Source organism: Quisquiliibacterium transsilvanicum (assembly GCF_014202215.1).
Classification (GTDB): Bacteria; Pseudomonadota; Gammaproteobacteria; order Burkholderiales; family Burkholderiaceae_E; genus Quisquiliibacterium; species Quisquiliibacterium transsilvanicum.
On sequence record NZ_JACHGB010000006.1, the window covers coordinates 107,650 to 130,641 of the forward strand.

The 22,992-nt window shown below is 68.4% G+C and carries 23 protein-coding genes; 13 read left to right on the top strand and 10 right to left on the bottom strand.

What is annotated here, in order from left to right:
- The first annotated feature begins 77 nt into the window (after nucleotides 1-77).
- Nucleotides 78-662: an aminoacyl-tRNA hydrolase gene (gene pth, locus HNQ70_RS15570; protein ID WP_183969381.1), complete on the top strand. Its 585-nt coding sequence runs from the start codon at nucleotides 78-80 to the stop codon at nucleotides 660-662.
- Between the two features lie 19 nt (nucleotides 663-681).
- Here pth and HNQ70_RS15575 read toward each other — a convergent pair whose 3' ends face one another.
- Nucleotides 682-1,599, bottom strand: a complete 918-nt coding sequence (locus tag HNQ70_RS15575) for a 5'-nucleotidase (protein WP_183969383.1) — start codon at nucleotides 1,597-1,599, stop codon at nucleotides 682-684.
- A 194-nt stretch (nucleotides 1,600-1,793) separates the two neighbouring features.
- Between HNQ70_RS15575 and HNQ70_RS15580 the strand changes: the two genes are divergently transcribed.
- From HNQ70_RS15580 to ychF, 3 genes are all read left to right on the top strand, one after another.
- Nucleotides 1,794-3,221, top strand: coding sequence for a bifunctional enoyl-CoA hydratase/phosphate acetyltransferase (locus HNQ70_RS15580; RefSeq protein WP_183969385.1), 1,428 nt, complete (start codon nucleotides 1,794-1,796; stop codon nucleotides 3,219-3,221).
- A complete protein-coding gene (locus HNQ70_RS15585) occupies nucleotides 3,218-4,492 on the top strand; it encodes an acetate/propionate family kinase (protein ID WP_183969387.1) in 1,275 nt (424 codons plus the stop codon). The genes HNQ70_RS15580 and HNQ70_RS15585 overlap by 4 nt, the downstream gene beginning before the upstream one ends.
- Before the next feature lie 101 nt (nucleotides 4,493-4,593).
- Nucleotides 4,594-5,688 (top strand): redox-regulated ATPase YchF, encoded by a 1,095-nt coding sequence (ychF, locus tag HNQ70_RS15590; protein WP_183969389.1) that lies wholly within the window; start codon nucleotides 4,594-4,596, stop codon nucleotides 5,686-5,688.
- Between the two features lie 147 nt (nucleotides 5,689-5,835).
- Here the strand turns inward: ychF and HNQ70_RS15595 are convergent, their stop codons facing one another.
- The 3 genes from HNQ70_RS15595 to HNQ70_RS15605 are packed head-to-tail and all read right to left on the bottom strand — an operon-like array spanning nucleotide 5,836 to nucleotide 6,999.
- On the bottom strand, nucleotides 5,836-6,105 hold the full coding sequence (locus HNQ70_RS15595; RefSeq protein WP_183969391.1) for a type II toxin-antitoxin system RelE family toxin: 270 nt from the start codon (nucleotides 6,103-6,105) through the stop codon (nucleotides 5,836-5,838).
- Entirely contained in the window at nucleotides 6,089-6,313 is a 225-nt protein-coding gene (relB, locus tag HNQ70_RS15600; RefSeq protein ID WP_183969394.1) for a type II toxin-antitoxin system RelB family antitoxin, read from the bottom strand. Before relB ends, HNQ70_RS15595 begins: the two co-directional genes overlap by 17 nt.
- Before the next feature lie 44 nt (nucleotides 6,314-6,357).
- Nucleotides 6,358-6,999 (bottom strand): LysE family translocator, encoded by a 642-nt coding sequence (locus HNQ70_RS15605; RefSeq protein ID WP_183969396.1) that lies wholly within the window; start codon nucleotides 6,997-6,999, stop codon nucleotides 6,358-6,360.
- 214 nt (nucleotides 7,000-7,213) lie between these two features.
- On the opposite strand from HNQ70_RS15605, the gene HNQ70_RS15610 reads away from it, so the two are divergent.
- The 4 genes from HNQ70_RS15610 to HNQ70_RS15625 all read left to right on the top strand — a co-directional run bounded on the left by HNQ70_RS15610 (nucleotide 7,214) and on the right by HNQ70_RS15625 (nucleotide 14,539).
- Nucleotides 7,214-9,994: a type I restriction endonuclease subunit R gene (locus tag HNQ70_RS15610; protein ID WP_183969398.1), complete on the top strand. Its 2,781-nt coding sequence runs from the start codon at nucleotides 7,214-7,216 to the stop codon at nucleotides 9,992-9,994.
- Between the two features lie 83 nt (nucleotides 9,995-10,077).
- Entirely contained in the window at nucleotides 10,078-11,496 is a 1,419-nt protein-coding gene (locus HNQ70_RS20540; RefSeq protein ID WP_183969400.1) for a restriction endonuclease subunit S, read from the top strand.
- Nucleotides 11,489-12,943, top strand: coding sequence for an ATP-binding protein (locus HNQ70_RS15620; protein WP_183969402.1), 1,455 nt, complete (start codon nucleotides 11,489-11,491; stop codon nucleotides 12,941-12,943). Before HNQ70_RS20540 ends, HNQ70_RS15620 begins: the two co-directional genes overlap by 8 nt.
- A 135-nt stretch (nucleotides 12,944-13,078) precedes the next feature.
- Nucleotides 13,079-14,539 carry a class I SAM-dependent DNA methyltransferase gene (locus HNQ70_RS15625; protein ID WP_183969404.1) on the top strand — a complete coding sequence of 487 codons (1,461 nt, stop codon included), beginning with the start codon at nucleotides 13,079-13,081 and terminating at the stop codon, nucleotides 14,537-14,539.
- 46 nt (nucleotides 14,540-14,585) lie between these two features.
- On the opposite strand, the gene HNQ70_RS15630 is transcribed toward HNQ70_RS15625, so the two are convergent.
- The 4 genes from HNQ70_RS15630 to arsB are packed head-to-tail and all read right to left on the bottom strand — an operon-like array spanning nucleotide 14,586 to nucleotide 17,817.
- Nucleotides 14,586-14,822, bottom strand: a complete 237-nt coding sequence (locus tag HNQ70_RS15630; protein WP_183969406.1) for a thioredoxin family protein — start codon at nucleotides 14,820-14,822, stop codon at nucleotides 14,586-14,588.
- Nucleotides 14,823-14,843: 21 nt separating this feature from the next.
- On the bottom strand, nucleotides 14,844-16,292 hold the full coding sequence (locus tag HNQ70_RS15635) for a permease (protein ID WP_183969408.1): 1,449 nt from the start codon (nucleotides 16,290-16,292) through the stop codon (nucleotides 14,844-14,846).
- Between the two features lie 24 nt (nucleotides 16,293-16,316).
- Nucleotides 16,317-16,739 (bottom strand): OsmC family protein, encoded by a 423-nt coding sequence (locus tag HNQ70_RS15640; protein ID WP_183969410.1) that lies wholly within the window; start codon nucleotides 16,737-16,739, stop codon nucleotides 16,317-16,319.
- Nucleotides 16,740-16,788: 49 nt separating this feature from the next.
- Complete coding sequence (gene arsB / locus HNQ70_RS15645; protein ID WP_183969412.1) at nucleotides 16,789-17,817, bottom strand: ACR3 family arsenite efflux transporter; 1,029 nt, start codon at nucleotides 17,815-17,817, stop codon at nucleotides 16,789-16,791.
- 247 nt (nucleotides 17,818-18,064) lie between these two features.
- Between arsB and HNQ70_RS15650 the strand changes: the two genes are divergently transcribed.
- Nucleotides 18,065-18,304, top strand: coding sequence for a CopG family transcriptional regulator (locus tag HNQ70_RS15650; protein ID WP_183969414.1), 240 nt, complete (start codon nucleotides 18,065-18,067; stop codon nucleotides 18,302-18,304).
- Nucleotides 18,301-18,720, top strand: coding sequence for a PIN domain-containing protein (locus tag HNQ70_RS15655; protein ID WP_183969416.1), 420 nt, complete (start codon nucleotides 18,301-18,303; stop codon nucleotides 18,718-18,720). The genes HNQ70_RS15650 and HNQ70_RS15655 overlap by 4 nt, the downstream gene beginning before the upstream one ends.
- A gap of 46 nt (nucleotides 18,721-18,766) precedes the next feature.
- On the opposite strand, the gene HNQ70_RS15660 is transcribed toward HNQ70_RS15655, so the two are convergent.
- Entirely contained in the window at nucleotides 18,767-20,026 is a 1,260-nt protein-coding gene (locus HNQ70_RS15660; protein WP_183969418.1) for an AAA family ATPase, read from the bottom strand.
- A 93-nt stretch (nucleotides 20,027-20,119) separates the two neighbouring features.
- Between HNQ70_RS15660 and HNQ70_RS15665 the strand changes: the two genes are divergently transcribed.
- From HNQ70_RS15665 to HNQ70_RS15675, 3 genes are all read left to right on the top strand, one after another.
- Nucleotides 20,120-20,356 (top strand): CopG family transcriptional regulator, encoded by a 237-nt coding sequence (locus HNQ70_RS15665; protein WP_183969420.1) that lies wholly within the window; start codon nucleotides 20,120-20,122, stop codon nucleotides 20,354-20,356.
- Entirely contained in the window at nucleotides 20,343-20,603 is a 261-nt protein-coding gene (locus HNQ70_RS15670) for a type II toxin-antitoxin system RelE family toxin (protein WP_183969422.1), read from the top strand. The genes HNQ70_RS15665 and HNQ70_RS15670 overlap by 14 nt, the downstream gene beginning before the upstream one ends.
- A gap of 93 nt (nucleotides 20,604-20,696) precedes the next feature.
- Nucleotides 20,697-21,473, top strand: a complete 777-nt coding sequence (locus HNQ70_RS15675; protein WP_183969424.1) for an SDR family NAD(P)-dependent oxidoreductase — start codon at nucleotides 20,697-20,699, stop codon at nucleotides 21,471-21,473.
- Here HNQ70_RS15675 and HNQ70_RS15680 read toward each other — a convergent pair.
- Nucleotides 21,392-22,975: a 3'-5' exonuclease family protein gene (locus tag HNQ70_RS15680; RefSeq protein ID WP_343060803.1), complete on the bottom strand. Its 1,584-nt coding sequence runs from the start codon at nucleotides 22,973-22,975 to the stop codon at nucleotides 21,392-21,394. The two genes, HNQ70_RS15675 and HNQ70_RS15680, sit on opposite strands and share 82 nt — an antisense overlap.
- Between the last annotated feature and the right edge of the window lie 17 nt (nucleotides 22,976-22,992).

Below are 22,992 nucleotides of genomic sequence, written 5' to 3' on the forward strand. Positions count from 1 at the left end.
CCCGCCCGACCGGGCGCGCGGCACGAAGGCCCGGGTGAACCCCGGGCCTTTTTTTCTTTGCTCTCCCCAGAGGAACGATGGACGGCATCCGACTGATCGTTGGCCTCGGCAACCCCGGGCCCGGACACGAGCACGACCGGCACAACGCCGGCTTCTGGTTCGTCGACGCGGTCGCGCGTGCGCACGGCGGCGGCTTCGCGAAGGAAGCGAAGTTCTACGGCGAGGTGGCGAAGAGCCAGTTGGGCGGACGCCCCGTCTGGCTGCTCAAGCCGCAGACCTACATGAACCGATCGGGCCAGGCGGTGGCCGCGCTGGCCAGCTTCTACCGGATCGCCCCGGCGGAGATCCTGGTCGCGCACGACGAGCTCGACCTGCTGCCCGGCCAGGCGAAGCTGAAGATGGGTGGCGGCAGCGCTGGCCACAACGGGCTGAAGGACATCGGCGCCAGGCTCGGCGGCCCCGGTTACTGGCGGCTGCGGCTGGGCATCGGGCACCCGCGCACGCTGCAGCTGGAGCAACAGGTGGTCGACTTCGTGCTGCACCGGCCCAGCCGCGAGCACCGGCAGGAGATCGACGATGCGATCGACCGCGCGCTGCGCTGCCTGCCCGACGCCGTCGCCGGCCACTTCGAGGCGGCGACGATGAAGCTGCACACGCGCTAGGAAGGCGCGGCGTCCTGGTTCAGCGGCGCTCGTTCGCGATGCCCGCGACCACGTGCCCGGCGGGAGCTACCCGGGCCGCCGATTCGCAGTGGCCGGTCTGGTCGTCGAAGAAGAAGTCCGGCTCGAAGGCCGACAGGAACGGGCCTTTCTCGAGCCCGCCGAGGAACATCGCCTCGTCCACTTCCACACCCCAGCCCATCAGCGTACGGATCGCCCGCTCGTGCGCGGGCGCGCTGCGCGCGGTGACCAGCGCGGTGCGGATCCGCATCCCGCCGCTGCCGCCCTCGCGCTGCAGACGATGCAGCGCTTCGAGCAGCGGCTTGAAGGGCCCCGAAGGCAGCGGCAGCGCCGCGTGCTCGTCCTCGTGGCGCTGAAAGGCGTCGAGACCGCCGCTCTGGAACACCCGCTCCGATTCGTCGGAGAACAGCACCGCGTCGCCGTCGAATGCGATGCGGATCTCCTCGGGGTGCGACTCGGACGCCTTCACCGATTCGGAATAGACCCGCGCCGCGGGGATCCCGGCCTCGAGCGCCGCGCGCACGTCGTCGCCGTTGGCCGACAGGAACAGGTTGGCCTTGAGCGGCGCAAGGTAAGGCCAGGGGTTGCGGCCGCGCGTGAACACGCCACGTTCCAGGCGCAGTCCCGCCTGGCGCGCCGAGCGGAACACCCGCAGCCCGCTGACCGGGTCATTGCGCGAGACCACCACCACCTCCACCAGCCGCTCGCGCTCCGGCACCTGCGGCGCATCGAAGGCCAGCAGCTTGCGCACCAGCGCGCAGGCCACGCCAGGCGGCGCCGGCAGATCCAGCCGCTGGCGCTGCAGCGCCATGTACGAGGCGTCGTCGTCGCGCTCGAAGACGCGGTTCTCCTCCTCGAAATCGAAGACCGCCCGCGACGAGATCGCGACGACGAGCTTTCCTTCCAGCGTGGCAGGCATGTGGTGTCCGGTGGAATGGCGCGCCGGCGCGGGTTCGAACCTGGCGTGCGCGCCATGATAGCGCCGGCCCGCCTTGCGTTTCACGCCCACAACCGGACAATGCCGCGGGGGCGGCGCCCTCCCCGCCCCTCCGTGCCCCTCACTGCCCCTCGGTCAACCGACGTCGGCGACCGGCCACTCCTCCTTCGAGCGACATGACGATATCCAACCGACTGTTCGACGAGATCTCCGTCGGCGACACCGCTTCCGCCCGACGCGTCTGCACCGAGAACGACCTGTTCATCTTCGCCAACGCATCCGGCAACCTGAACCCGCTGAGCCTGCCGGACCGCGACGGGGACGACGACCCCTCCACCCCGCCGCTCGCCCCATCGATGTGGGTCGGCGCGCTGGTTTCCCACGTGATCGGCAACCTGCTGCCTGGGCCAGGTTCGCTGTATCGCGCGCAGTCCTTCACCTTCGGCGACCGGGTGCATGTCGGCGATGAGCTGGTGATCTCGGTGCGGGTCATCGAGAAGCGCGAGCCCGACCTGATCGTGGTCGCCACCCGCGTTGCGAAGCACAGCGGCGAGGTGGTGGCCGACGGCATCGGCGAGGTCTACGCGCCCACGAAGAAGATGGTGTTCGAGGAGCTGTCGGTGCCCTCTGTGATCGTCAACCGGCAGGAGCAGTTCGAGCGCCTGCTGGCGATGTGCGAGACGCTGGAGCCGCTGCCCACCGCAGTGGTCTGCCCGCACGACGGGCCCTCGCTCGAGGGCGCGCTGCTGGCCGCCGCGGCCAACCTGATCGTGCCGATCCTGATCGGCTCGCGCGTCGAGATCGAGCGCGCCGCCGGCGCGCTGGGCCGGCACATCGACGGCGTCGAGCTGCTCGACATCGCCCAGCCTGAACTTGCCGCGGAGCACGCAGTGCGCCTCGTCCAGCAGGGCAAGGCGCGGGCGATCATGAAAGGCGCGCTGCACACGGACACGCTGCTCGGCCAGATCGTCAAGCGCGACGGCGGGCTGCGGACCGGCCGCCGGGTCAGCCATGTCTTCGTGATGGACGTCCCCGGCATGGAGCATCCGCTGTTCATCTCCGACGCGGCGATCAACATCGCCCCGGACCTGGCCGCCAAGGTCGACATCACGCAGAACGCGATCGACCTGGCGCGCGCCTGCGGCATCGAGCTGCCGCGAGTGGGCATCCTGTCGGCGGTCGAAACGGTCAACCCCAACATCCCCTCGACGCTGGACGCAGCGATCCTCTCGAAGATGGCCGAGCGCGGCCAGATCACCGGCGGACTGGTCGACGGCCCCCTGGCGATGGACAACGCGGTCGACGTGCAGGCGGCGCGCAGCAAAGGCATCACTTCGCTGGTGGCCGGCCGCGCCCAGGTGCTGATCGTGCCCAACCTGGAGGCAGGCAACATGCTCGCCAAGGAGCTGACCTTCATCGCCCACGCGGAATCCTCCGGGCTGGCGATGGGCGCAGCGGTGCCGGTGATGCTGACCAGCCGGGCCGACAGCGCCCGCGCGCGGCTGGTGTCCTGCGCGCTGGCGGTGCTGCACGACGACTGGCACCGGCGCGGCGGCAAACCGCGCCCGGAGGATGGCGGCGCCGGCCGGGTGCTTCAGGGATGAGCGCACACCTGCTGGTCCTGAACGCTGGTTCCTCGTCGCTGAAGTTCGCGCTGTTCGAGGAGGACGGGCGGGCGCTGCGCGAGCGGCTGCGCGGGCAGGTCGAGGGCCTGCCGGGCCGGCCGCGCTTCAAGGTGGACCTCGCTGCGGACGGGGGCCTCGCTGCGGACGGGGACGTCGCCGCGGCCGCCGATGCGGGCGCGGGCGCGCCGGCGGCGAGGCAGCGCGCCGCCGACCGCCGCTGGGCGCCCGGCGAAGCCGGCGCGCCGCGCGACGTGCGCGCCGCGCTCGGCGTGGTGCTCGAATGGCTGCACGAGAACGTGCGGCCGCTGTCGGTGCGCGCGATCGGCCACCGCGTGGTGCATGGCGGCGCCGTGCACGCCGCGCCGGTGCTGGTCGACGACGCAGTGTTCGGCGAACTGGAGAAGCTGGTGCCGCTGGCGCCGCTGCACGAGCCGCACAACCTGGAGGGCGTGCGCGCCGCGCGCGATCGCTTTCCCGCAGTGCCCCAGGTGGCCTGCTTCGACACCGCCTTCCACCGCGGCCACGCGTTCGCGGACGAAACCTTCGCACTGCCGCGCGAGTTCTACGACGCAGGCGTGCGCCGCTACGGCTTCCACGGTCTCTCCTACGAGCACGTCGCCGACCGGCTTGCCCAGCTCTCGCCCAAGGCGGGCCGCGGCCGAGTGATCGTCGCGCACCTGGGCAGCGGCGCCTCGGCCTGCGCGATTCGCGACGGCCGCTCGGTGGCCTCGACCATGGGCTTCACCGCACTCGACGGCCTGGTGATGGGCACCCGCCCGGGGCAGATCGACCCCGGCGTACTGCTCTGGCTGATGACCGACCGCGGCATGGACGCCGCAGCGATCTCCGACCTGCTCTACAAGCGCTCCGGGCTCAAGGGCCTGTCCGGCATCTCCAACGACATGCGCGACCTGCGCGCGAGCGACGCGCCGGCCGCCCGCGAGGCGATCGAGGTGTTCGTCGCGCGGCTGCTGCGCGAAGTGGGCGCGCTGGCCGCGGTGCTCGAGGGACTGGACTCGCTGGTGTTCACCGCCGGCATCGGCGAGAACGACGCCGCGCTGCGCGCGCATGCCTGCGCGCGGCTGCGCTGGCTTGGCGTGGAGCTGGACGAGGCAGCCAACGCCAGGCACGGCCGCGACCGCGACGGGCTGATCTCCGCGCCGGGCTCACGGGTGGAGGTGCGCGTGATCCCCACCGACGAGGAACGGATGATCGCGCGGCACGTGCAGCGGGTGCTGGCGCAGGGCTGACCGGAGCGCGCGCGTCCGTGCGGCCACCGCCGGGCGCCTGCGCGGCCGGGCGGACCGCTTCCCCCGGCCGGCTACAATGCTGCCCTCGAGAAAGGTATCCCATGTCCCTCCAATGCGGCATCGTCGGCCTGCCCAACGTCGGCAAGTCGACCCTCTTCAACGCCCTGACCAAGGCCGGCATCGCAGCCGAGAACTACCCGTTCTGCACGATCGAGCCCAACGTCGGCATCGTCGAGGTGCCCGATCCGCGGCTGGCCGCGCTGGCCGCCATCGTCAAGCCGCAGCGCGTGCTGCCGGCCACGGTCGAGTTCGTCGACATCGCCGGCCTGGTCGCGGGCGCGTCGAAGGGCGAGGGCCTGGGCAACCAGTTCCTGGCCAACATCCGCGAGACCGACGCGATCGTCCACGTGGTGCGCTGCTTCGAGGACGAGAACGTGGTGCACGTGAGCGGGAAGATCGATCCGCTCTCCGACATCGAGGTCATCAACACCGAGCTTGCGCTCGCCGACATGGCCACCGTTGAGAAGGCGCTGACGCGCTACTCGAAACAGGCCCGTGCCGGCGGCGACAAGGAAGCGCAGCGGATGGTGCCGGTGCTCGAGAAATGCATGGCGGTGCTCGACCAGGCCAGGCCGGTGCGCTCGCTCGAACTCTACGAGGAAGAGCAGGTGCTGCTGCGGCCGCTGTGCCTGATCACCGCCAAGCCCACGATGTACGTGGCCAACGTGCGCGAGGGCGGCTTCGAGAACAACCCTCACCTGGAGGCGGTGAAGAAGCACGCGGCCGCCGAGAACTCGATCGTGGTGCCGGTGTGCGCCGCAATCGAGGCCGAGATCGGCGACCTCGCCGACGAGGACAAGGCGGTGTTCCTCGAAGACATGGGCATGACGGAGCCAGGCCTGAATCGAGTGATCCGCGCCGCCTTCACGCTGCTGGGCCTGCAGACCTACTTCACCGCGGGCGTAAAAGAGGTGCGGGCCTGGACCGTGAAGGTGGGCGCCACCGCGCCGCAGGCCGCAGGAGTGATCCACACCGACTTCGAGCGCGGCTTCATCCGCGCCGAGACCATCGCCTACGACGACTTCATCGCCTGCAAGGGCGAGGCCGGCGCGAAGGAGAAGGGCAAGATGCGGCTGGAGGGCAAGGACTACGTCCTGAAGGACGGGGACGTGATGCACTTCAGGTTCAACGTCTGACGCAGTCGACGAGGCGCACTACGCCCAGCGCTGCGACATCGACACTGTGCCGTGCGAGGTCGGCGGCTCGTGGCGACGGCGGTGCTTCAGGGGCTCTGATGCCGCGCCTCGCGCCGCCATGCAGCCGCGATCAATGCGGGCCCCTTGTCATCGGTACACCTCGCGGCGATTGCCGATCCTCACGACAAGGATGCGCAAGGCGCCGTCCTCGATGCTGGCGATGATTCGATAGTCGCCGACACGGTATTTCCAGAACACCCCGAGGCGCGATCCCTTGAGGGTTTCGCCGATGCTTCGAGGATCATCCAGCGCAGCCAATCGGTCACGCAGGAAAGCCAGGATCCGCCTGGCATGCTGAGGGTCGATCCTGCCCAGTTCGCGCTCGATGGCCGGGTCGAGCTCAATCCTCCATGCCATGCTGCTTCATCACTTCATCGAGCGGTACCGCCCTGGTCTTGCCGGCGCGGATGTCGGCCAGGCGCTGCTCGGCAAGGTACAGATCCTCGAGATCCTCCAAGTGCTGAAGGATGGCTTCACGGGCATAGAAGGTTTTCGTTCGCCCGGTAGCCCGCGCAAGTGCCTCGAGACGACTTTCGACTTCGGGGGGCAGTCGGATGGCAAGCATGATCTGGCGCTCCTGTGAACGGCGCTATACAAGTATAGCGTCGACTACCGCACTGCCAGCAGCCGCACCCCCAGCGCCACGAACACCAGCCCCGCCGACCGGTCCAGCCAGGTGCCGATGGCGGGCCGCCGCGCCAGCCGCTCGCCGATGCCGCCGGCGAACCAGCCGATGGCGCCGAAGACCAGCACGCTCGTCAGCGTGAACAGCAGGCCCAGCTGGAGGATCTGCCAGGCCGCCCCGCCGCGCGCGCCGTCGACGAACTGCGGCAGGAAGGCGAGGAAGAACAGGATCACCTTCGGGTTGATCGCGTTGGCGACCAGGCCCTTGGTGAACAGCCTGCCGGCGGACTCCTGCCGCACCTGCGCCGCCGGCGCACCGACGGGGCGCGCGTTGCGCAGCGCCTGGATGCCCAGCCAGACCAGGTAGACGCCGCCGGCGATCCGCAGCGCGGTGAACGCAAGCGGCGAGGCGGCAATGAGCGCGCTCACGCCGATCGCCGCCAGCAGCGTGTGGTTCAGGCAGCCCAGCGCGCAGCCCAGGCCGAAAGCCATGCCGGCCCTGCGGCCGCGCGCCATGCCCAGGCTCAGCACCATCAGGTTGTCGGGGCCCGGGGCGAGCGCGACGAGCAGGGCTGCGCCAAGGAAGGCGGTGGCCTGCGGCAGGGTGAGCAGGAGGTCGGTGGACATGGTCGCCTTCTTGCCGGATCGGTCCAGCTCACAGCGAGGCTCACTGGCTGCACCCGGCGCATGTTGCTAGAGTTGACGCAGCCAGGATCGGCTTGCCCATCGCCAACCGGTGGCTTCTCGGTCCACGCCGTGAACCGGCAGGAACGTCAAACGATGATACATGTCAGGGGACACAGCCTTTGAACCCGATGGCACTCACACTCGAGACCCACGAATGACGCCGGAAGCCGCGGCACGGCAACAGATCGACCAGAAGCTCACGCAGGCCGGCTGGGTCGTGCAGGACCTGAAGGCGCTGAATCCGTCGGCAGGCATGGGCGTGGCCGTGCGCGAGTACCCCACGGACACCGGGCCTGCCGACTACGTGCTGTTCGTGAACCGCAATGCGGTGGGGGTGATCGAGGCCAAGAAGGACGCAGCGGGCGAGAACCTCACCGACGTCGAACGCCAGACCGAGCGCTACGCCGCTGCCGGCCTGAAGTGGCGCAAGGAGCAGACGCCGCTGCGCTTCCTGTTCGAGGCCACCGGCCAGATCATCCGCTTCACCGACAGCGCTGACCCGGTCCCGCGGTCGCGTGAGGTCTTCCATTTCTTCCGGCCGGAAACGCTGGCCGCCTGGGCCGCGCAGCCCGACACCCTGCGCGGGCGCCTCGGCACGCGGATGCCCGCGCTGCCCGTGGAGAACCTGCGCGACTGCCAGGTGAGCGCCGTCACGGGGCTGGAGAAGTCGCTGGCGCAGAACAAGCCCCGCGCGCTGATCCACATGGCCACCGGGGCAGGCAAGACTTTCACCGCCATCACGGCGGTGTACCGCCTGCTGAAGTTCGGCCAGGCTCGCCGCATCCTTTTCCTGGTGGACACCCGCAACCTGGGCAAGCAGGCGCACCAGGAATTCGCCGCCTACACGCCGCCGGACGACGCGCGCAAGTTCACCGAGCTCTACAACGTGCAGCGCCTGGCCTCCTCGACGATCGACCCGCATTCGCAGGTTTGCATCAGCACCATCCAGCGCATGTACTCCATCCTGAGCGGGGAGCCCATCGACGAGTCCGCGGAGGACGTGTCCCTGAACGAAATCCGTCAGGCCGCGGGGCAGCAGAAACTCGTCCGCTACAACCCGGCCGTGCCGGTGGAGACCTTCGATTTCATCGTCATCGACGAATGCCACCGCAGCATCTACAACCTGTGGAAACAGGTGCTCGACTACTTCGATGCCTTCCTGATCGGCCTGACCGCCACGCCGGACAAGCGCACATTCGGCTTCTTCAGCGAGAACATCGTGGCCGAGTACAGCTACGAGCAGTCGGTGGCCGACGGCGTCAACGTCGGCTATGACGTCTACGAGATCGTCACCGAGGTCACCCAACGGGGCGCCGAAGTCAAGGCCAGGGAATGGGTAGACCATCGGGACCGCGCAACCCGCAAGAAGCGCTGGGCGGAAACCGAGGAAAACGTCGATTACACCGGCAGGGAACTGGACCGCTCGGTGGTGAACCTCAGCCAGATCCGGCAGGTGATCCAGGCGATGAAGACCGCGGTGGAGACGAAGATCTTCCCGGCGCGCAAGGAAACGCCGAAGACGCTCATCTTCGCGAAGACCGACAGCCACGCGGACGACATCATCAACATCCTGCGCGAGGTCTACGGCCAGGGGAACGCCTTCTGCAAGAAGGTCACCTACCGCGCCGAGGAAGACCCCGACAGCGTGCTCGCGAGCTTCCGCAACGACTACAACCCGCGCATCGCGGTCACCGTGGACATGATCGCCACCGGCACCGACGTCAAGCCCCTGGAGGTGCTGCTGTTCATGCGCGACGTGCGTTCGCGTGGCTACTACGAGCAGATGAAGGGCCGCGGCGTGCGCAGCCTGGATGCCGATGGCCTGCGACGGGTGAGCAACAGCGCGGAGGGCGCCAAGAGCCGCTTCGTGCTGATCGACGCGGTGGGCGTGGAGAAGTCGCTGAAGACCGAGAGCCGGCCGCTGGAGAAGAAGCCAGGCGTGCCGCTGAAGGACCTGCTGGTGGGCGTGGCCATCGGCAGCCGCGACGACGACACGGTACTTTCGCTCGCCAGCCGGCTGGTGCGCCTGGACAAGCAGCTGGATGACAAGGCCAAGGCGCGTATCCAGGCAGCCGCGGCCGGCATCCCGCTCGGCGAGCTCGGCAAGGCCCTGATTGCCGCGGTGAACCCGGACGCCATCGTGCAGGCCGCCCTTGCCGCCGCCGGCGCCAAGGGCATCACCCGCTCCGAGGACACACTGCTGCCCGAGGAGATCGAGGCCGCGCGCGCGCAACGGGTGGCCGCCGCGTGCGCGCCCTTCGACAAACCGGAGCTGCGCGACGCGATCGAGAATGCGCGCCGCGAGCGCGAACAGCTGATCGACCACATCAACCTGGACACGGTCGTCGTCTCCGATTTTTCAGAGCAGGCCGATGCGCAGGCCCGGGCGGCGACCCAGGGCTTTGCCGAGTACCTGCAACGGCACCGGGACGAGATCGCTGCGCTGGGCTTCTTCTACGAGCAGCCGTACCGGCGGCGCGCGCTCACCTTCGACATGATCGACGAGCTTCACGAGCACCTGGCCCGGCCGCCCCTGATGCTCACCACCGAGCGGTTGTGGAACGCCTACGCCCGGGTGCAGGCGAGCCAGGTTAAGGGCACCGACCGCCGGCGCCAGCTGACCGACCTGGTGTCGCTGGTGCGCTTCGCGCTGGGCCTGGACGGCGAACTGAAGCCTTTTGCAGACGAAGTGGACAAGCGCTTCCAGACCTGGATCTTCCGGCACAACGCGCAGCGCGGCACCGCCTTCACGCCGGAGCAGACCGAATGGCTGCGGCTGATGAAGGACCATATCGCCAGCAGCTGCAGCATCGGCCGCGACGACTTCGATCTCGCGGAGCTGGCCGACAGGGGCGGGCTGCAGCGCGCCTGGGGGCTATTCGGGAAGGAGCTGGATACGTTGATGGACGAGATGAATCGGGAGCTGGTGGCGTGATCGACGGCCAAATTGCACCGCTGGCTTGCCTGGGAGAGCTGACTGACGAACCGGTGGATCAGACGGGACCTACGAGGTCGTTCGTGTACATCGACATCAGTAGCATCGACAGGGACACGAAGCGGATCTTTGCCGCTAAGTCGATGGAGGCCCATCAAGCCCCAAGCAGGGCCAGGCAGGTTTTGAAGACGGGGGACGTTCTGGTTTCGATGACGCGCCCGAACCTGAACGCCGTTGCTGTTGTTCCAACCGAACTAGACGGCGCCATCGCCTCGACCGGCTTTCACGTACTTCGGTCACGCTGGCTGCGCCCACAGTACCTGTACCGGCTGGTGCAGACCCGTGACTTCATCGAAGCGATGACGGCGGCCGTCCAGGGCGCGCTCTATCCAGCGGTGCGGCCAAAGGATATCGATGCTTACCGATTGACCTTCCACACACCGAATCAGCAGGAGCGCATCGTCGACAAGCTCGAGGAACTGCTCTCCGACCTCGACGCCGGAGTCGCCGAACTCGATGCCGCGCGCAAGAAGCTGGAGCGTTATCGTCAGGCACTGCTGAAGGCCGCTGTGGAAGGGGCCCTGACCGCCGAGTGGCGCGCAGGGAACCCGCCGTCCGAGACCGGCGCCCAGCTCCTCCAGCGCATCCTCACCGAGCGTCGCGCTCGCTGGGAGGCGGGGCAACTTGCCAAGTTCGAGCAGCAGGGGAAGGCTCCGCCGAAGAACTGGAAGGACAAGTACGTCGAGCCGGCGAAGCCGGATGTCAGCGATCTGCCGATGCTTCCGGAGCAATGGGTATGGACCTCTCTGGGAGAGTGCTTTCAGGTCTTAGTGGGGGCCACCCCCAGCCGAAAGGAAACGCGCTATTGGGGCGGACCGATTCCATGGGTCAGCTCAGGCGAAGTTCGATTCACCCGCATCAAAGGAACGCGAGAAACCATCACCCAGGCCGGTTTGGAGAACAGCAGCACTAGGATCAACCCCGCCGGAAGCGTTCTGCTCGGCATGATTGGTGAGGGGAAAACCCGCGGCCAGGTTGCCATCCTCGACATGCCGGCAGCCAACAATCAGAACTGCGCCGCCATTTGGGTCAGCGAGACCCCGGCACCTCCTGAGTACGTTTTCAGCTGGCTATGGTCGCAGTACGAGCAGACGCGGCGCGGAAGCAGCGGAAACAACCAACCGGCCTTGAACAAGTCCATAGTTGAGCGTGTCGTTATGCCTTTACCCCCGCTGGCCGAGATGCAGGAAATCGTTCGTCTCGTCGACCATGCACTGGATCAGATCGAGCGGCAGCATTCCGCGATCGATCACGCTCTTAGACACTCCGCCGCCCAACGCCAGAACATCCTCCGCGCCGCCTTCGCCGGCGAACTGGTCCCGCAAGACCCCGACGACGAACCTGCCAGCGTGCTGCTGGCGCGCATCCGCGCGCAGCGCGCGGCGCAGGCCGAGGAGAAGAAGCCGCGCCGGACGAAGGCCAGGAAAGCCGCCGATGCGTGACGACGCCTACTGGCTCAGCCTCGTCCACGAGCTGCGTGCCTTGCCCGACGAAACCGGCTGGCTGGAGTTCAAGCGCAACAAGGGCGAGCCACAGGAGATCGGCGAGTACATCTCGGCGCTGGCCAACTCGGCCGCGCTGGAGGGCAAGGCGCATGCCTACCTGCTGTGGGGAATCGACGACGCCGGCCATGCGGTGGTCGGAACGGGCTTCGACCCCGCTCGACGAGTGGGCCAGGAGGAGCTGGAGAGCTGGCTGCTGCGCCAGCTTGCGCCGAAGATCGGGTTTCGCTTCGTGCGGGTCATGATCGAAGGCCTGCCGTTGGTGGTCCTGGAGATCGACCGCGCCTACCGTCACCCGGTCCAGTTCGGCGGCGCGGAGTTCATCCGCGTCGGCTCCTACAAGAAGCGGTTGAAGGACTTCCCGGAGAAGGCGCGCGCCCTCTGGCGCGTCCTCGACGCAATGCCCTTCGAGCTGCTGCCATGCGCCGAGAAGATCAGCGGCGACGAGGTCCTTCGCCTGCTCGACTACCCGGCGTACTTCGAGCTGCTGGACCGGCCGCTGCCGAGCGGACGGGACGGAACGCTGGACGCACTGGCCGCCGATCGCCTGATCGAGCCCATGGGCGGCGGGCACTGGCGCATCCTCAACCTGGGGGCGCTCCTGTTCGCCAGGCGCCTGGCCGACTTCAACCGCCTGCAGCGCAAGGCGGTGCGCGTGGTGGTGTACCAGGGCAAGGGCCGCGTACAGACCCTGCGCGAGCAGGAAGGCGGCCGCGGCTACGCCGCCGGCTTCGGCGGGCTGATCGAGTTCATCAACGGGCTGTTGCCGGTGAACGAGGTAATCGGGCAGGCGCTTCGCAAGTCGGTCCGGGTGTACCCGGAACTTGCGATCCGCGAACTTGTGGCAAACGCCCTCATCCATCAGGACTTCAGCATCACCGGCAGCGGGCCGATGGTGGAGATCTTCGATGACCGCATGGAGATCACCAACCCCGGTATTCCGCTGGTGGACACGCAGCGCCTGCTGGATAGCCCGCCGCGTTCTCGAAACGAGCACCTGGCCTCGCTGATGCGCCGGATCGGCGTCTGCGAGGAGCGCGGCAGCGGCGTGGACAAGGTGGTGTTCCAGACCGAGCTCTATCAGCTGCCTGCGCCGCTGTTCGAGGTCGTGGGCGACTCGACACGCAGCACACTGTTCGCGCCGCAACCGCTGACGCGCATGGACAAGGACGACCGCATACGGGCCGTCTACCTGCATGCCTGCCTGCGCTACGTCCAGCGGGAGCACATGACGAACACCTCGCTGCGCGAGCGTTTCGGGATCGACGTGAAGAACAGCGCCACTGCATCGCGCCTGCTCCGGGAGGCCCTGGCCGCAGGCTCGGTTCGCCTGCAGGACCCGGAAGCGCCGCCCAAGCTCAGGCGCTACGTGCCGTCCTGGGCGTGATTTGCTTGACAGGTACTTGATGGAAACATCCGCGAGCAGCCGCGGAGAACAGAAACTCTCATCCAATCAACAGCTTGCAGGTCATCAGGTACTTGACGGGTACTTGATGACCGAGCGCCCGGACACCAAACCCCGATGAACACCTCGACCCTCATCCAGAAAGTCTGGAACTTCTGCCACACGCTGCGTGACGACGGCGTGGGCTATGGCGACTACCTGGAACAACTCACCTACCTGCTGTTCCTGAAGATGGCCGACGAGTACGCGCAGGAGCCCTACAACCGGGACACCCGCATCCCCGCCGAACACGACTGGGCCAGCCTGCGCAGCAAGGTCGGCGAACCGCTGGAGGCCCAGTACCTGGCAACGCTGCATGCCCTCGGGAAGCAGACGGGCATGCTGGGCGCCATCTTCTTCAAGGCGCAGAACAAGATCCAGGACCCCGCCAAGCTCTCGCGCCTGGTGCAGATGATCGACGAGCAGAGCTGGGTGGGCATGGACGCCGACACCAAGGGCGACCTCTACGAAGGCCTGCTGCAGAAGAATGCCGAGGACACCAAGAGCGGCGCCGGCCAGTACTTCACTCCGCGGCCGCTGATCCGGGCAATGGTCGAATGCCTGCGCCCCGAACCGGGCAAGTCAATTGCCGACCCGGCGTGCGGCACCGGGGGCTTCTTCCTCGGCGCCTACCAGTGGCTCACGCGCCCCGGCGCCAGCCTGAACAAGGCGCAGAAGGCCTTCCTGCGCAACCAGGCCTTCGTCGGCAACGAGATCGTCGCCAATACGCGCCGCATGTGCCTGATGAACCTGTTCCTGCACAACATCGGCGAACTGGACGGGGAGCCCGCGGTCGAGCGCTCGGACGCGCTGATCGCGGAGCCTAGGCACAAGGTGGATTACGTGCTGGCCAACCCGCCCTTCGGCAAGAAGAGCAGCATGACCATCACCAACGAGGAGGGCGAGGAAGACCGCGACGCGCTCACCTACGAGCGCCAGGACTTCTGGGAGACCACGTCGAACAAGCAGCTCAACTTCCTGCAGCACATCGTGAGCATGCTGAAGGCGGACGGCAAGGCCGCGGTGGTGCTGCCCGACAACGTGCTGTTCGAGGGCGGCGCCGGCGCGAAGATCCGCCGCAAGCTGCTGGAGACCTGCGACGTGCACACCATCCTGCGCCTGCCCACGGGCATCTTCTACGCGCAGGGGGTAAAGGCCAACGTGGTGTTCTTCGACAATGCACCCCGGGACGGCCGGATCCACACGAAGGGCGTCTGGTTCTACGACCTGCGCACCAACCGGCACTTCACGCTGAAGACGCGGCCGCTGCGCTTCGACGACCTGCAGAATTTCATCAGCTGCTACAACCCGGCGAACCGCCACGAGCGTCAGGAGACCGAACGGTTCAGGTACTACCCGTACGACGAACTGATCGCGCGCGACAAGGCCAGCCTCGACGTCTTCTGGCTGAAGGACGACAGCCTGGACAACCTCGACGACCTGCCGCCGCCCGACGTTCTGCAGCAGGAGATCATCGAGCACCTGGAGGCGGCGCTGGCGTCGTTTCGAGACGTGGCCGCTGCACTGCCGAAGACATAGCAGGCTGCATCAGTTGGGGCCTGCGGCAATGCACCCCGCGCGAGGCTCAGGCGCCCATCCACCCCCGCACTTCGGCTTGAGTGGGAATCCGCCCGCTGCTGACCAGCTTCTCGTCGATGACGAGCCCCGGTGTGGCCAGCAGATCGTAGGCCATGATTGCCTTCATGTCGGTGACCTTGACGAACTCGGCCTCGAGGCCCGCGCCGGCAGCGGCCTCGCGCGCAACCGCCTCCAGTTTCCTGCAGTTGGCGCAGCCGGAACCGAGGATCTTGACGGTGAGCATGATGTGTTCTCCGAGGGTGTGTCAGGTGGTACGGACCGCGGCCTGCCTGCGCCGGTGCAGCCAGCCCAGGACGAACGCGAGGACGAACAGGAAGCCCAGCAGGCCGAGCCCGATGCCCGCAACGCTCGCGCCGTCGACCCACGCACCGTACACCAGGCCCGCGACGATGCTGAAGATCGCCACCAGCCCGACGTAGGCGAAGGTCTTGGGCCGGCCGATGACCGCCGCCACCATCAGGATGCTCTGCAGGCTGAGCTCGGGGTCGGACATCAGGTAGGCGAGCAGCGGGCCCGGGTGCATTCCCAGGTCCAGGAACATCCGCGCCACCGGGACCTCGACCAGCGTCGGGAAGTACATGAAGACGCCGAAGACCACCGCCACCACGTTGGCGAGCAGGTCGTTGCGGCCAGCGAGCGCCTGGATCCACTCCGGCCGGATGAGTTCGCGAACGATGCCGACGATGAAGACCCCCACCACCAGCAGCAGGAAGATCTGCTTGACGAAGCGCCAGGCCTCCCAGAGCCAGCTCTGCCAGTCCTCGGGGGGCAGGCGCTTTGCGAAGCTCAGTACCGACCAGATCGCAAGGGCCACCGCGAAGGCGCGGCCGGTGAACCCGATCTCCAGGCCGCCGGCATGCGGGGTGAAGCGCAGCGCGGCGACCACGAGCGTGAGTGCGGCCAGCCCCAGCGCCACCCAGGTCCAGCGGTTGGCGCCCTCGACGATGTCCTCCATGCCCTTCCAGGCGGTCAGCCCGATCGCCACCAGCAGCGCGATCAGCAGCGAGCCCTGCACGCTGACGCCCTCCTCGCCCTTGGCCTCGTCGAAGGGCACCCAGCGCAGCAGCGTTTCCTGCCAGGCCTGCGCCCACGACAACGGAAGATCGATGCTGGCCACGGTGGCAGTCAGCGGCCAGAGCTTGAGCGTGCCGGCGATCAGCAGGACGATCAGCGAAAGCAGCACCCCCACGGCCGCCGGCGCGATGCGCGCCTTCTCCGCGAACAGCGTGTCGGTCTGCGCGTCGTGGGCTGCGTCGTCTCGCCAGAAGATCAGCGCCATCAGCAGCCCGATGCCGATGCCGAAGACCAGGCTCAGCAGGAAGCGCGCGAAGGCGAACTCCGCACCCAGCACGCTGCCCGTGTAGGCGAGCGCCATGATGTTGCCGGCCGGCGCGAAGAACAGGAAGGTGATGGCCGGCCCGAGGCCCGAGCCCTTGCGGTAGATGCCGGCGAACAGCGGGACGATGGTGCAGGAGCAGACCGCCAGCAGCGAGCCCGCGGCGGCCGCAGCCGGGTAGGAGACGTACGGCGCAGCGGTGCGCCCCAGCCAGCGCGTGATGCTGGCCTTGGGGATCAGTGCGGCCATGGCCCCGGCGATGAAGAAGGCCGGCAGCAGGCACAGCAGCACGTGGGCAGCCAGGTAGGCCGCCAGGTTGCCGGCGCCGCCGGCGAGGAGCTGCAAGAAGAGTTCCATTGGCAGTGCCTGCAAGTGTGCCGCTCAGCCGCCCCGGCGCATCGTTCCCGACAGACGGGTTCCGGGCGCGACGGTGTTGAAGACGGTGCCGTACTTGCGCACGTTCTCGTGCAGCAGGGCGAGCCGGCGATCGTCCTCGTCGGTGTCGACCACGATCTCGTAGTCGATGGACTCCATGGCCGGAGGGGCATCCTGGCGCACGCCGTGAACCCTGACACGCACCCCCTGGAGGCGGAACTTCAGGATCGGGGTGACCCGTTCGATCCCCTTGATCATGCAGGCGGCCAGCGCCGCCAGCAGCAGCTCTGCAGGATTCATTGCGTCGGTGCGGCCGCCGAGATCCGTATCCAGCATGATCTCGGCGTCCTTGCACCGGGCAAGACTGCCGTGCGCGTCGACGCGCACCGCCTGGAGTTCGAACTGCATCTTCGCCTTGGGTTCGTTCATCGCCCCGCCTGGATTGCGAATGAAGTGCGGCAGCACATCGTTGCGGGATCTACACCCGGCCGACCGCCGGAAACCAGTGCCGCGTGCGGTTGGCAATCGCCACCAGCGACAGCATCACCGGCACCTCGACCAGCACGCCGACCACGGTGGCCAGGGCCGCGCCCGAACTCAGGCCGAACAGCGAGATTGCCACCGCCACCGCCAGCTCGAAGAAATTGGAGGTGCCGATCAGGCAGGCCGGCGCGGCGATCGCGTGCGGCAGCCGCAGCAGGCGCGCGCCGAGCGCGCTGATGAAGAAGACTCCGTAGCTCTGCAGGATCAGCGGCACCGCGATCAGCGCGATCACCAGCGGCTTCGACACCAGCGTCCCCGCCTGGAAACCGAACAGCAGCACGACGGTGGCGATCAGCCCGACCACCGACCAGGGCTTGAGCGCGGCCACCCCGCGCGCCAGCCGCGTCTGCCCCTGCCGCAGCCAGACCCGCCGGGTGAGCGCGCCAGCGATCAGCGGCAGCACCACGTAGAGGATGGTGCTGAGCAGCAGCGTCTCCCAGGGCACGGTGACGTCGGTGACCCCCAGCAGGAAGGCTGCGATCGGCGCGAAGGCGAACACCATCACCAGGTCGTTCACCGACACCTGCACCAGCGTGTAGTTCGGATCGCCCTTGACCAGCTGGCTCCAGACGAAAACCATCGCGGTGCAGGGCGCGACGCCCAGCAGAATCATCCCGGCGATGTATTCGGACGCCGACGCGGGATCGACCCAGGGCGCGAAGACGTGCTCGAAGAAGAGCACCGCCAGCGCCGCCATCGTGAACGGCTTGATCAGCCAGTTGACGACCAGCGTGAGCAGCAGGCCGCGCGGCCGCCGCCCGACGTCCTTCACTGCCGCGAGGTCGATCTGGATCATCATCGGATAGATCATCACCCAGATGAACAGCGCGACCACCAGGTTGACGTGGGCGAACTCGATGCGCGCCACCGCCTCGAACAGCCCCGGGGCCGCCAGCCCCAGGCCGACGCCCGCGAGGATGCCCAGCCCGACCCAGACGGTGAGGTAACGCTCGAAGAGACCCATGGGATCAGCGGCCGGCGCCGGGCCGAGCATCGGCCCGGGCCTTCATGCCGGCGAGTTCGGCGCGGTCGTCGACATGCTGGCGGACGTGGAGGCGTTTCATGGATTTCTCCGGGGCAGGTAGGGCAGGTCGCCGCACGCATGGATCGCGTAAGCGGCCCGTAAGTCTACAATCATCCTTGAACTATTGGATAAAAATGCCGCCAATTTCGGTAGCATATTGGTGTTTTTACATCAATGTGAGATCGCCATGAGCCGTCTGACCATCACGCTTTCGGAGGCCCGCTACCGGGCGCTCAAGGAGGCCGCTGCGCAACGCGACAAGACCATCGGCCAACTCATCGACGAGAGCCTCGAGTTCTACGGCATCAAGTCCCGCGAAGATGCGCGCGAGCTCGTGCGGCGCGCGCGCGCGCGCAGCAGCATGACCGAAGACGAGGCGATGTCGGTGGCCCTCGACCAAGTGCGCACGGTCCGCGCGAAGCCATGAGCAGGCAGGCGGTCATCGTCGATACCAACGTCGTCGTGGCCGGCCTCCTGACGGGCAACGCCGCTTCGCCCGTTGCCAGGATCCTCGACGGGATGCTGACTGGAGCATTCACGTATGCCCTGTCCGAAGCCCTCCTCGCGGAGTACCGCACGGTGCTCGTGCGGCCGCAGCTGTGCAAACTGCACGGGCTCAGCGTCACGGAGATCGACGCCCTGCTGACCGACATCGCATTCAACGCGATCGTGCTCGCTCCCGCTCCGGCTCGACCCGCTCCCGACCCCGGCGATCAGCTGCTTTGGGAGCTGCTTGCGGCGCGCCCGGAGCTGCTCCTGGTCACCGGGGACAAACTGCTGCTGCGAGACCCCGGCATGGGCGGCCGGGTGATCGAGCCCGCGGCGTTCGCAGCGGCCTTCTGATGCGGGCGAGGCGTGTCCCTGCGCAATCGGCAAACCGCCCGCCGGATCACCCGCCGTCGCCGGCGCCCTTCGCCCGCCAGGCCGCGCGCAGCGCCGCCTCGGCCTCGTCCAGGCTGTCGGCCTCGATCAGGATCTGCTGCACCTGCGCAGGCGACAGCACGCCCGGCGGGTAGTCGCTCGCCAGCCGCGCGGCGCGCTCGCCGGCCTCGGGATGGAAGCGCAGCAGCAGGCCGCGCAGCTGCTCGGCGCTGGCGTTGCCCAGCTCCACCTCGACGTCGATGCGGCCCGGGCGGATCAGCGCGGGGTCGAGCCGCTCGCGGTGGTTGGTGGTCAGCACCACGATGCGGCCTTCCTGCGCAGCCACGCCGTCCAGCGCGTTCAGCAGCCCCGAGAAGCTCACTTCGATGCGGGCATCCTGCTTGTCGCGGGCCTTGAAGAAGGCGTCGATGTCCTCGATCAGGATCAGCGAGCGCGGCGGCGTGCGCTGCAGCAGGTCCGACAGCGTGTGATCGTTGAGCTTGGGGTTGGTCAGCGACAGCGTGCACAGCTTCAGGCGCAGCTCGCCGGCCAGCGCATAGGCCACGCTGGTCTTGCCGGTGCCCGGCGGGCCGTGCAGCAGGTAGCCGCGGCGCCAGGGAATGCCCAGCTGCGCGTACCAGTCGCGGCGGTCGAAGAACTCGTGGATGTCGTCGTGCAGGCGGCGGGCCACGCCTTCGTCGAGCACCACGGAATCCAGGCTGCGGCGCGGCTTGGTGTCGGACAGGTGCCACTGCTCGCCCCAGCGGTCGATCGTGTAGAGCGACAGCCGATGCGCGCGGCGCGCGCCGGCGTGCCGCACCACGCCCTCCATCAGTTCCTCCATCAGCCGCCGGCTGGCGAACAGCGCGCCCAGCCGGATGGTCTCCACCACCTGCAGGTTCATCGCGATGTCCCGGTGCAGCCACATCAGGCGGCCGCGGTACCAGAACAGGTGGAAGCCGGGCGCGGGGCTGTACTGCAGCGGCGGCGCGTCGTCGGCTTCGGCGTCGTCGCCGGCCACCGCGGGCGGCGCCTGCACCACGCTGAACCAGCGGCTGCGCCGGCCGAAGCGCTGCTCGTCCATCCAGGCGACGAAGGCGGGGAAGAGGTCGTTGCGGCTGTCCAGCGTGGCGGTGACCACGAAGGCGCGCTTCGCCTGCGACCACAGCGCGCCCGGCACCTTGCGCAAGGCTGCCGCCAGCACGCCGACCAGGCCCAGCGCGATCGCTCCGGCCACCATCTGGTTGGCCAGCTGGGCACGGAGCGCTTCGACGAAGGATTCCCACATGAGCGGCAAGATACCGGAGCGGGCAGACGCCAAGCCGTCTTGACGTCATGATGCCAAAACGACAGAATCGATTCATGCCCCCTGGAGCAACTGATGGACTCCCCATCGACCACCCGCGCAACCATCTACCTCGATTCGGAGCTTCACAGGGCCCTGCGTTTCAAGGCCGCGCTCACGCGCCGCTCGATCTCCGAGCTCGTCACCGAAGCAGTGCGCGAGTCCCTGCGCGAAGACGAGGAAGACCTGCGCAGCGCTGCGCTGCGGGCCGAGGAACCCACGATCAGCTACGAGGCATTCCTGGGCAAGCTCAAGGCCGATGGCACGCTTTGAGCTGCGCTTCAAGCCTTCGGTTGCAAAGGACCTGCGCGGAGTTCCCGTGGCAGACGTGCGCCGGATTCTCGAGCGCATCGAAGCCTTGCGCGACACCCCTCGCCCCGAAGGCTCGGAGCGTCTGGCCGGCCAGACGCTTTGGCGGATCAGGCAGGGCCGCTACCGGATCGTCTACTCGATCGACGACCTGCACATCGTGGTCGAAGTGATCCGGATCGGCCACCGGCGCGAGATCTATCGGCTCTGACACACACCTTTGAGTCGCTGCACGGCCCCAGAGTCATGCGGGACTCCGGCGCCGCCAAGCGTATCGAACACGTTGAACACAAGGAGACTCACCATGGACACCTCGAAACTCTTCTCGCTCGAAGGCCGCGTGGCCCTGGTCACCGGCGGCTCGCGCGGCATCGGCAAGATGATCGTCAAGGGCCTGCTGGGCCAGGGCGCCAGGCGCGTCTACATCACTTCGCGCAAGGCAGAGCAGTGCGACGCCGCGGCGGCCGAACTCTCGGCGCTGGGCGACTGCGTCTCCATCCCCGGCGACGTCTCCAGGATGGACGGCATCCGCGCGCTGGCCGCCGAGATCGCGAAACGCGAGCCGGCGCTCGACATCCTGGTGAACAACGCCGGCGCCGCCTGGGCCGCGCCCTTCGACGAGTTCCCCGAGAGCGGCTGGGACAAGACCGTGAACCTCAACATGAAGACGCCCTTCTTCCTCACGCAGGCGCTGGCGCCGCAGCTGCGCGCCGCGGCGAAGTCGCGTCCGGCCAAGGTGATCAACGTCTCGTCGATCGATGGCATCTCGGTCAACATGTGGCACACCTACGCCTACTCCGCGAGCAAGGCCGGCATCCTGCACCTCACCAAGCGGATGGCGATGGAGCTGATCCGAGACAACGTGGTGGTCTCGGGGATCGCGCCGGGCCCCTTCGGTTCCGAGATGAACGTGGACGCGCGCGACAACGCCGAGCAGGTGGCCAAGCGGGTGCCCGCCGGCCGCGTGGGCACCGAGGAGGACATGGCCGCGGCCGCGATCTACCTGGCTTCGCGGGCGGGCGATTTCGTGGTGGGCGAGACCGTGGTGGTCGACGGCGGGGTGACGCTGGCGCGCGGCTGACGGCCAGGAACGGCGGCGGGCGTCCGCCTTCGGGCGCCGCCCGCTCCGCCGGTCGCGCGTGCGCCGGCCGAGCCGCCTGCGCACGCGTCCAGCGGAATCGGCGGCCCCAGGCGTTCCATCGCCTTGCGCAGGATCCGATGGATGTCGAGGTCGAAAGCGGGACGGCCGCTGCGCAGCAGCGCCGCGGCCTGCTCCTCGTCGCGCGCGGCGCCCAGGTAGCGCCAGCCGTCGAGCACGTGCAGCGTGGCGCCTTCGCGCAGCGCCACCGGGCCCTCGTGCGGCCAGGCCTGCACCTCCAGCCCGCGCAGCGCCTCTAGCAGGCGCAGGCCGTGCGCCTGCCGCGGCTCGTCGCCGCAGCAGGCGCCACGGCACCTGCCCAGCTGGCGGGCGAAGCAGCGCCGCCCGGGCGGCAGCTTCTCCAGCCCGAGCAGCGCCGGGCACAGCGCATGCTCGGCGGCCAGCGCGCGCAGCCGCTCGGTGGCCTCGCGGCGGCTGCGGAACAGGCCGTAGAGCCGGTCCTGGCGTCCGAAGGCCAGGTCGCCGGCATGAACCAGCTCGATCCGCGGCCCGGTCCCGGTCCCGGTCCCGGCGTCGGTGTCGCCGGACAGCCGCCAGGCGCACAGCTCGCGATTGCGGCGCAGCTGGCGGTTGTGGGTCGGCTGCAGGCGCTTGACCAACTGCGCCTCCTCGAGCAGCGCGCCGATCTCGCCCTCGGCGCATATCCAGTCGATGCGCCGCACCTGCTGGCTCAGGCTCAGCTCGCGGTCGTCGCGATGATCCGCCGAGAAATGCGACATGACGCGCTCGCGCAGGCGCAGGCTCTTGCCCACGTAGAGCGGCAGTTCGTTCTCTCCATAGAAGAGGTAGACCCCGGGGGCGTCGGGCATGTCGTCCAGCGCAGCCTGGTCAAGGTGCGGCGGCAGCGTTGAACGGCCAGCCAGCTCGCGCACCGCGTCACGGATCGTACCCGGCGCCATGCGCTCATGCAGCCGCTGCCAGAACTGCCACAGCAGGCGCGCATCGCCCAGCGCGCGATGCCGCCCCGGCGACTGCAGCCCATGGCGCTCGACCAGCACATCCAGACCGTGCAGCCGCTCCTCGGGGAACAGCAGCCGCGACAGCTTCAGCGTGCACAGCACCCGCGGCCTGAAGTCCATCCCTGCGCGGCGCAGGGCGGCGCGCAGGTGCCCGTGGTCGAAGCGCGCGTTATGCGCGACGAGCAGCCGGCCCTGCAGGCGATCGAACACTTCGCCCGCCAGCGCCTCGAAGGGCGGCGCGTCGGCCAGCATCGCGTCGTCGATCCCGGTCAGGCGCGCCACGTGCGGCGAGATGCGCATGCCGGGCCGCACCAGGCTGGACCACTCGCGCACCTCGTTCCCGTCCACCTCGACGATGCCGATCTCGGTGATCGATTCGCGCTGAGCGGGGCCGCCGGTGGTCTCCAGGTCGATGAAGGCCAGGCCCCCGGGCGGCACCCAGGGCCCGTGCAAAGTCACGGTCACGGGCCGGAAGACCGGTC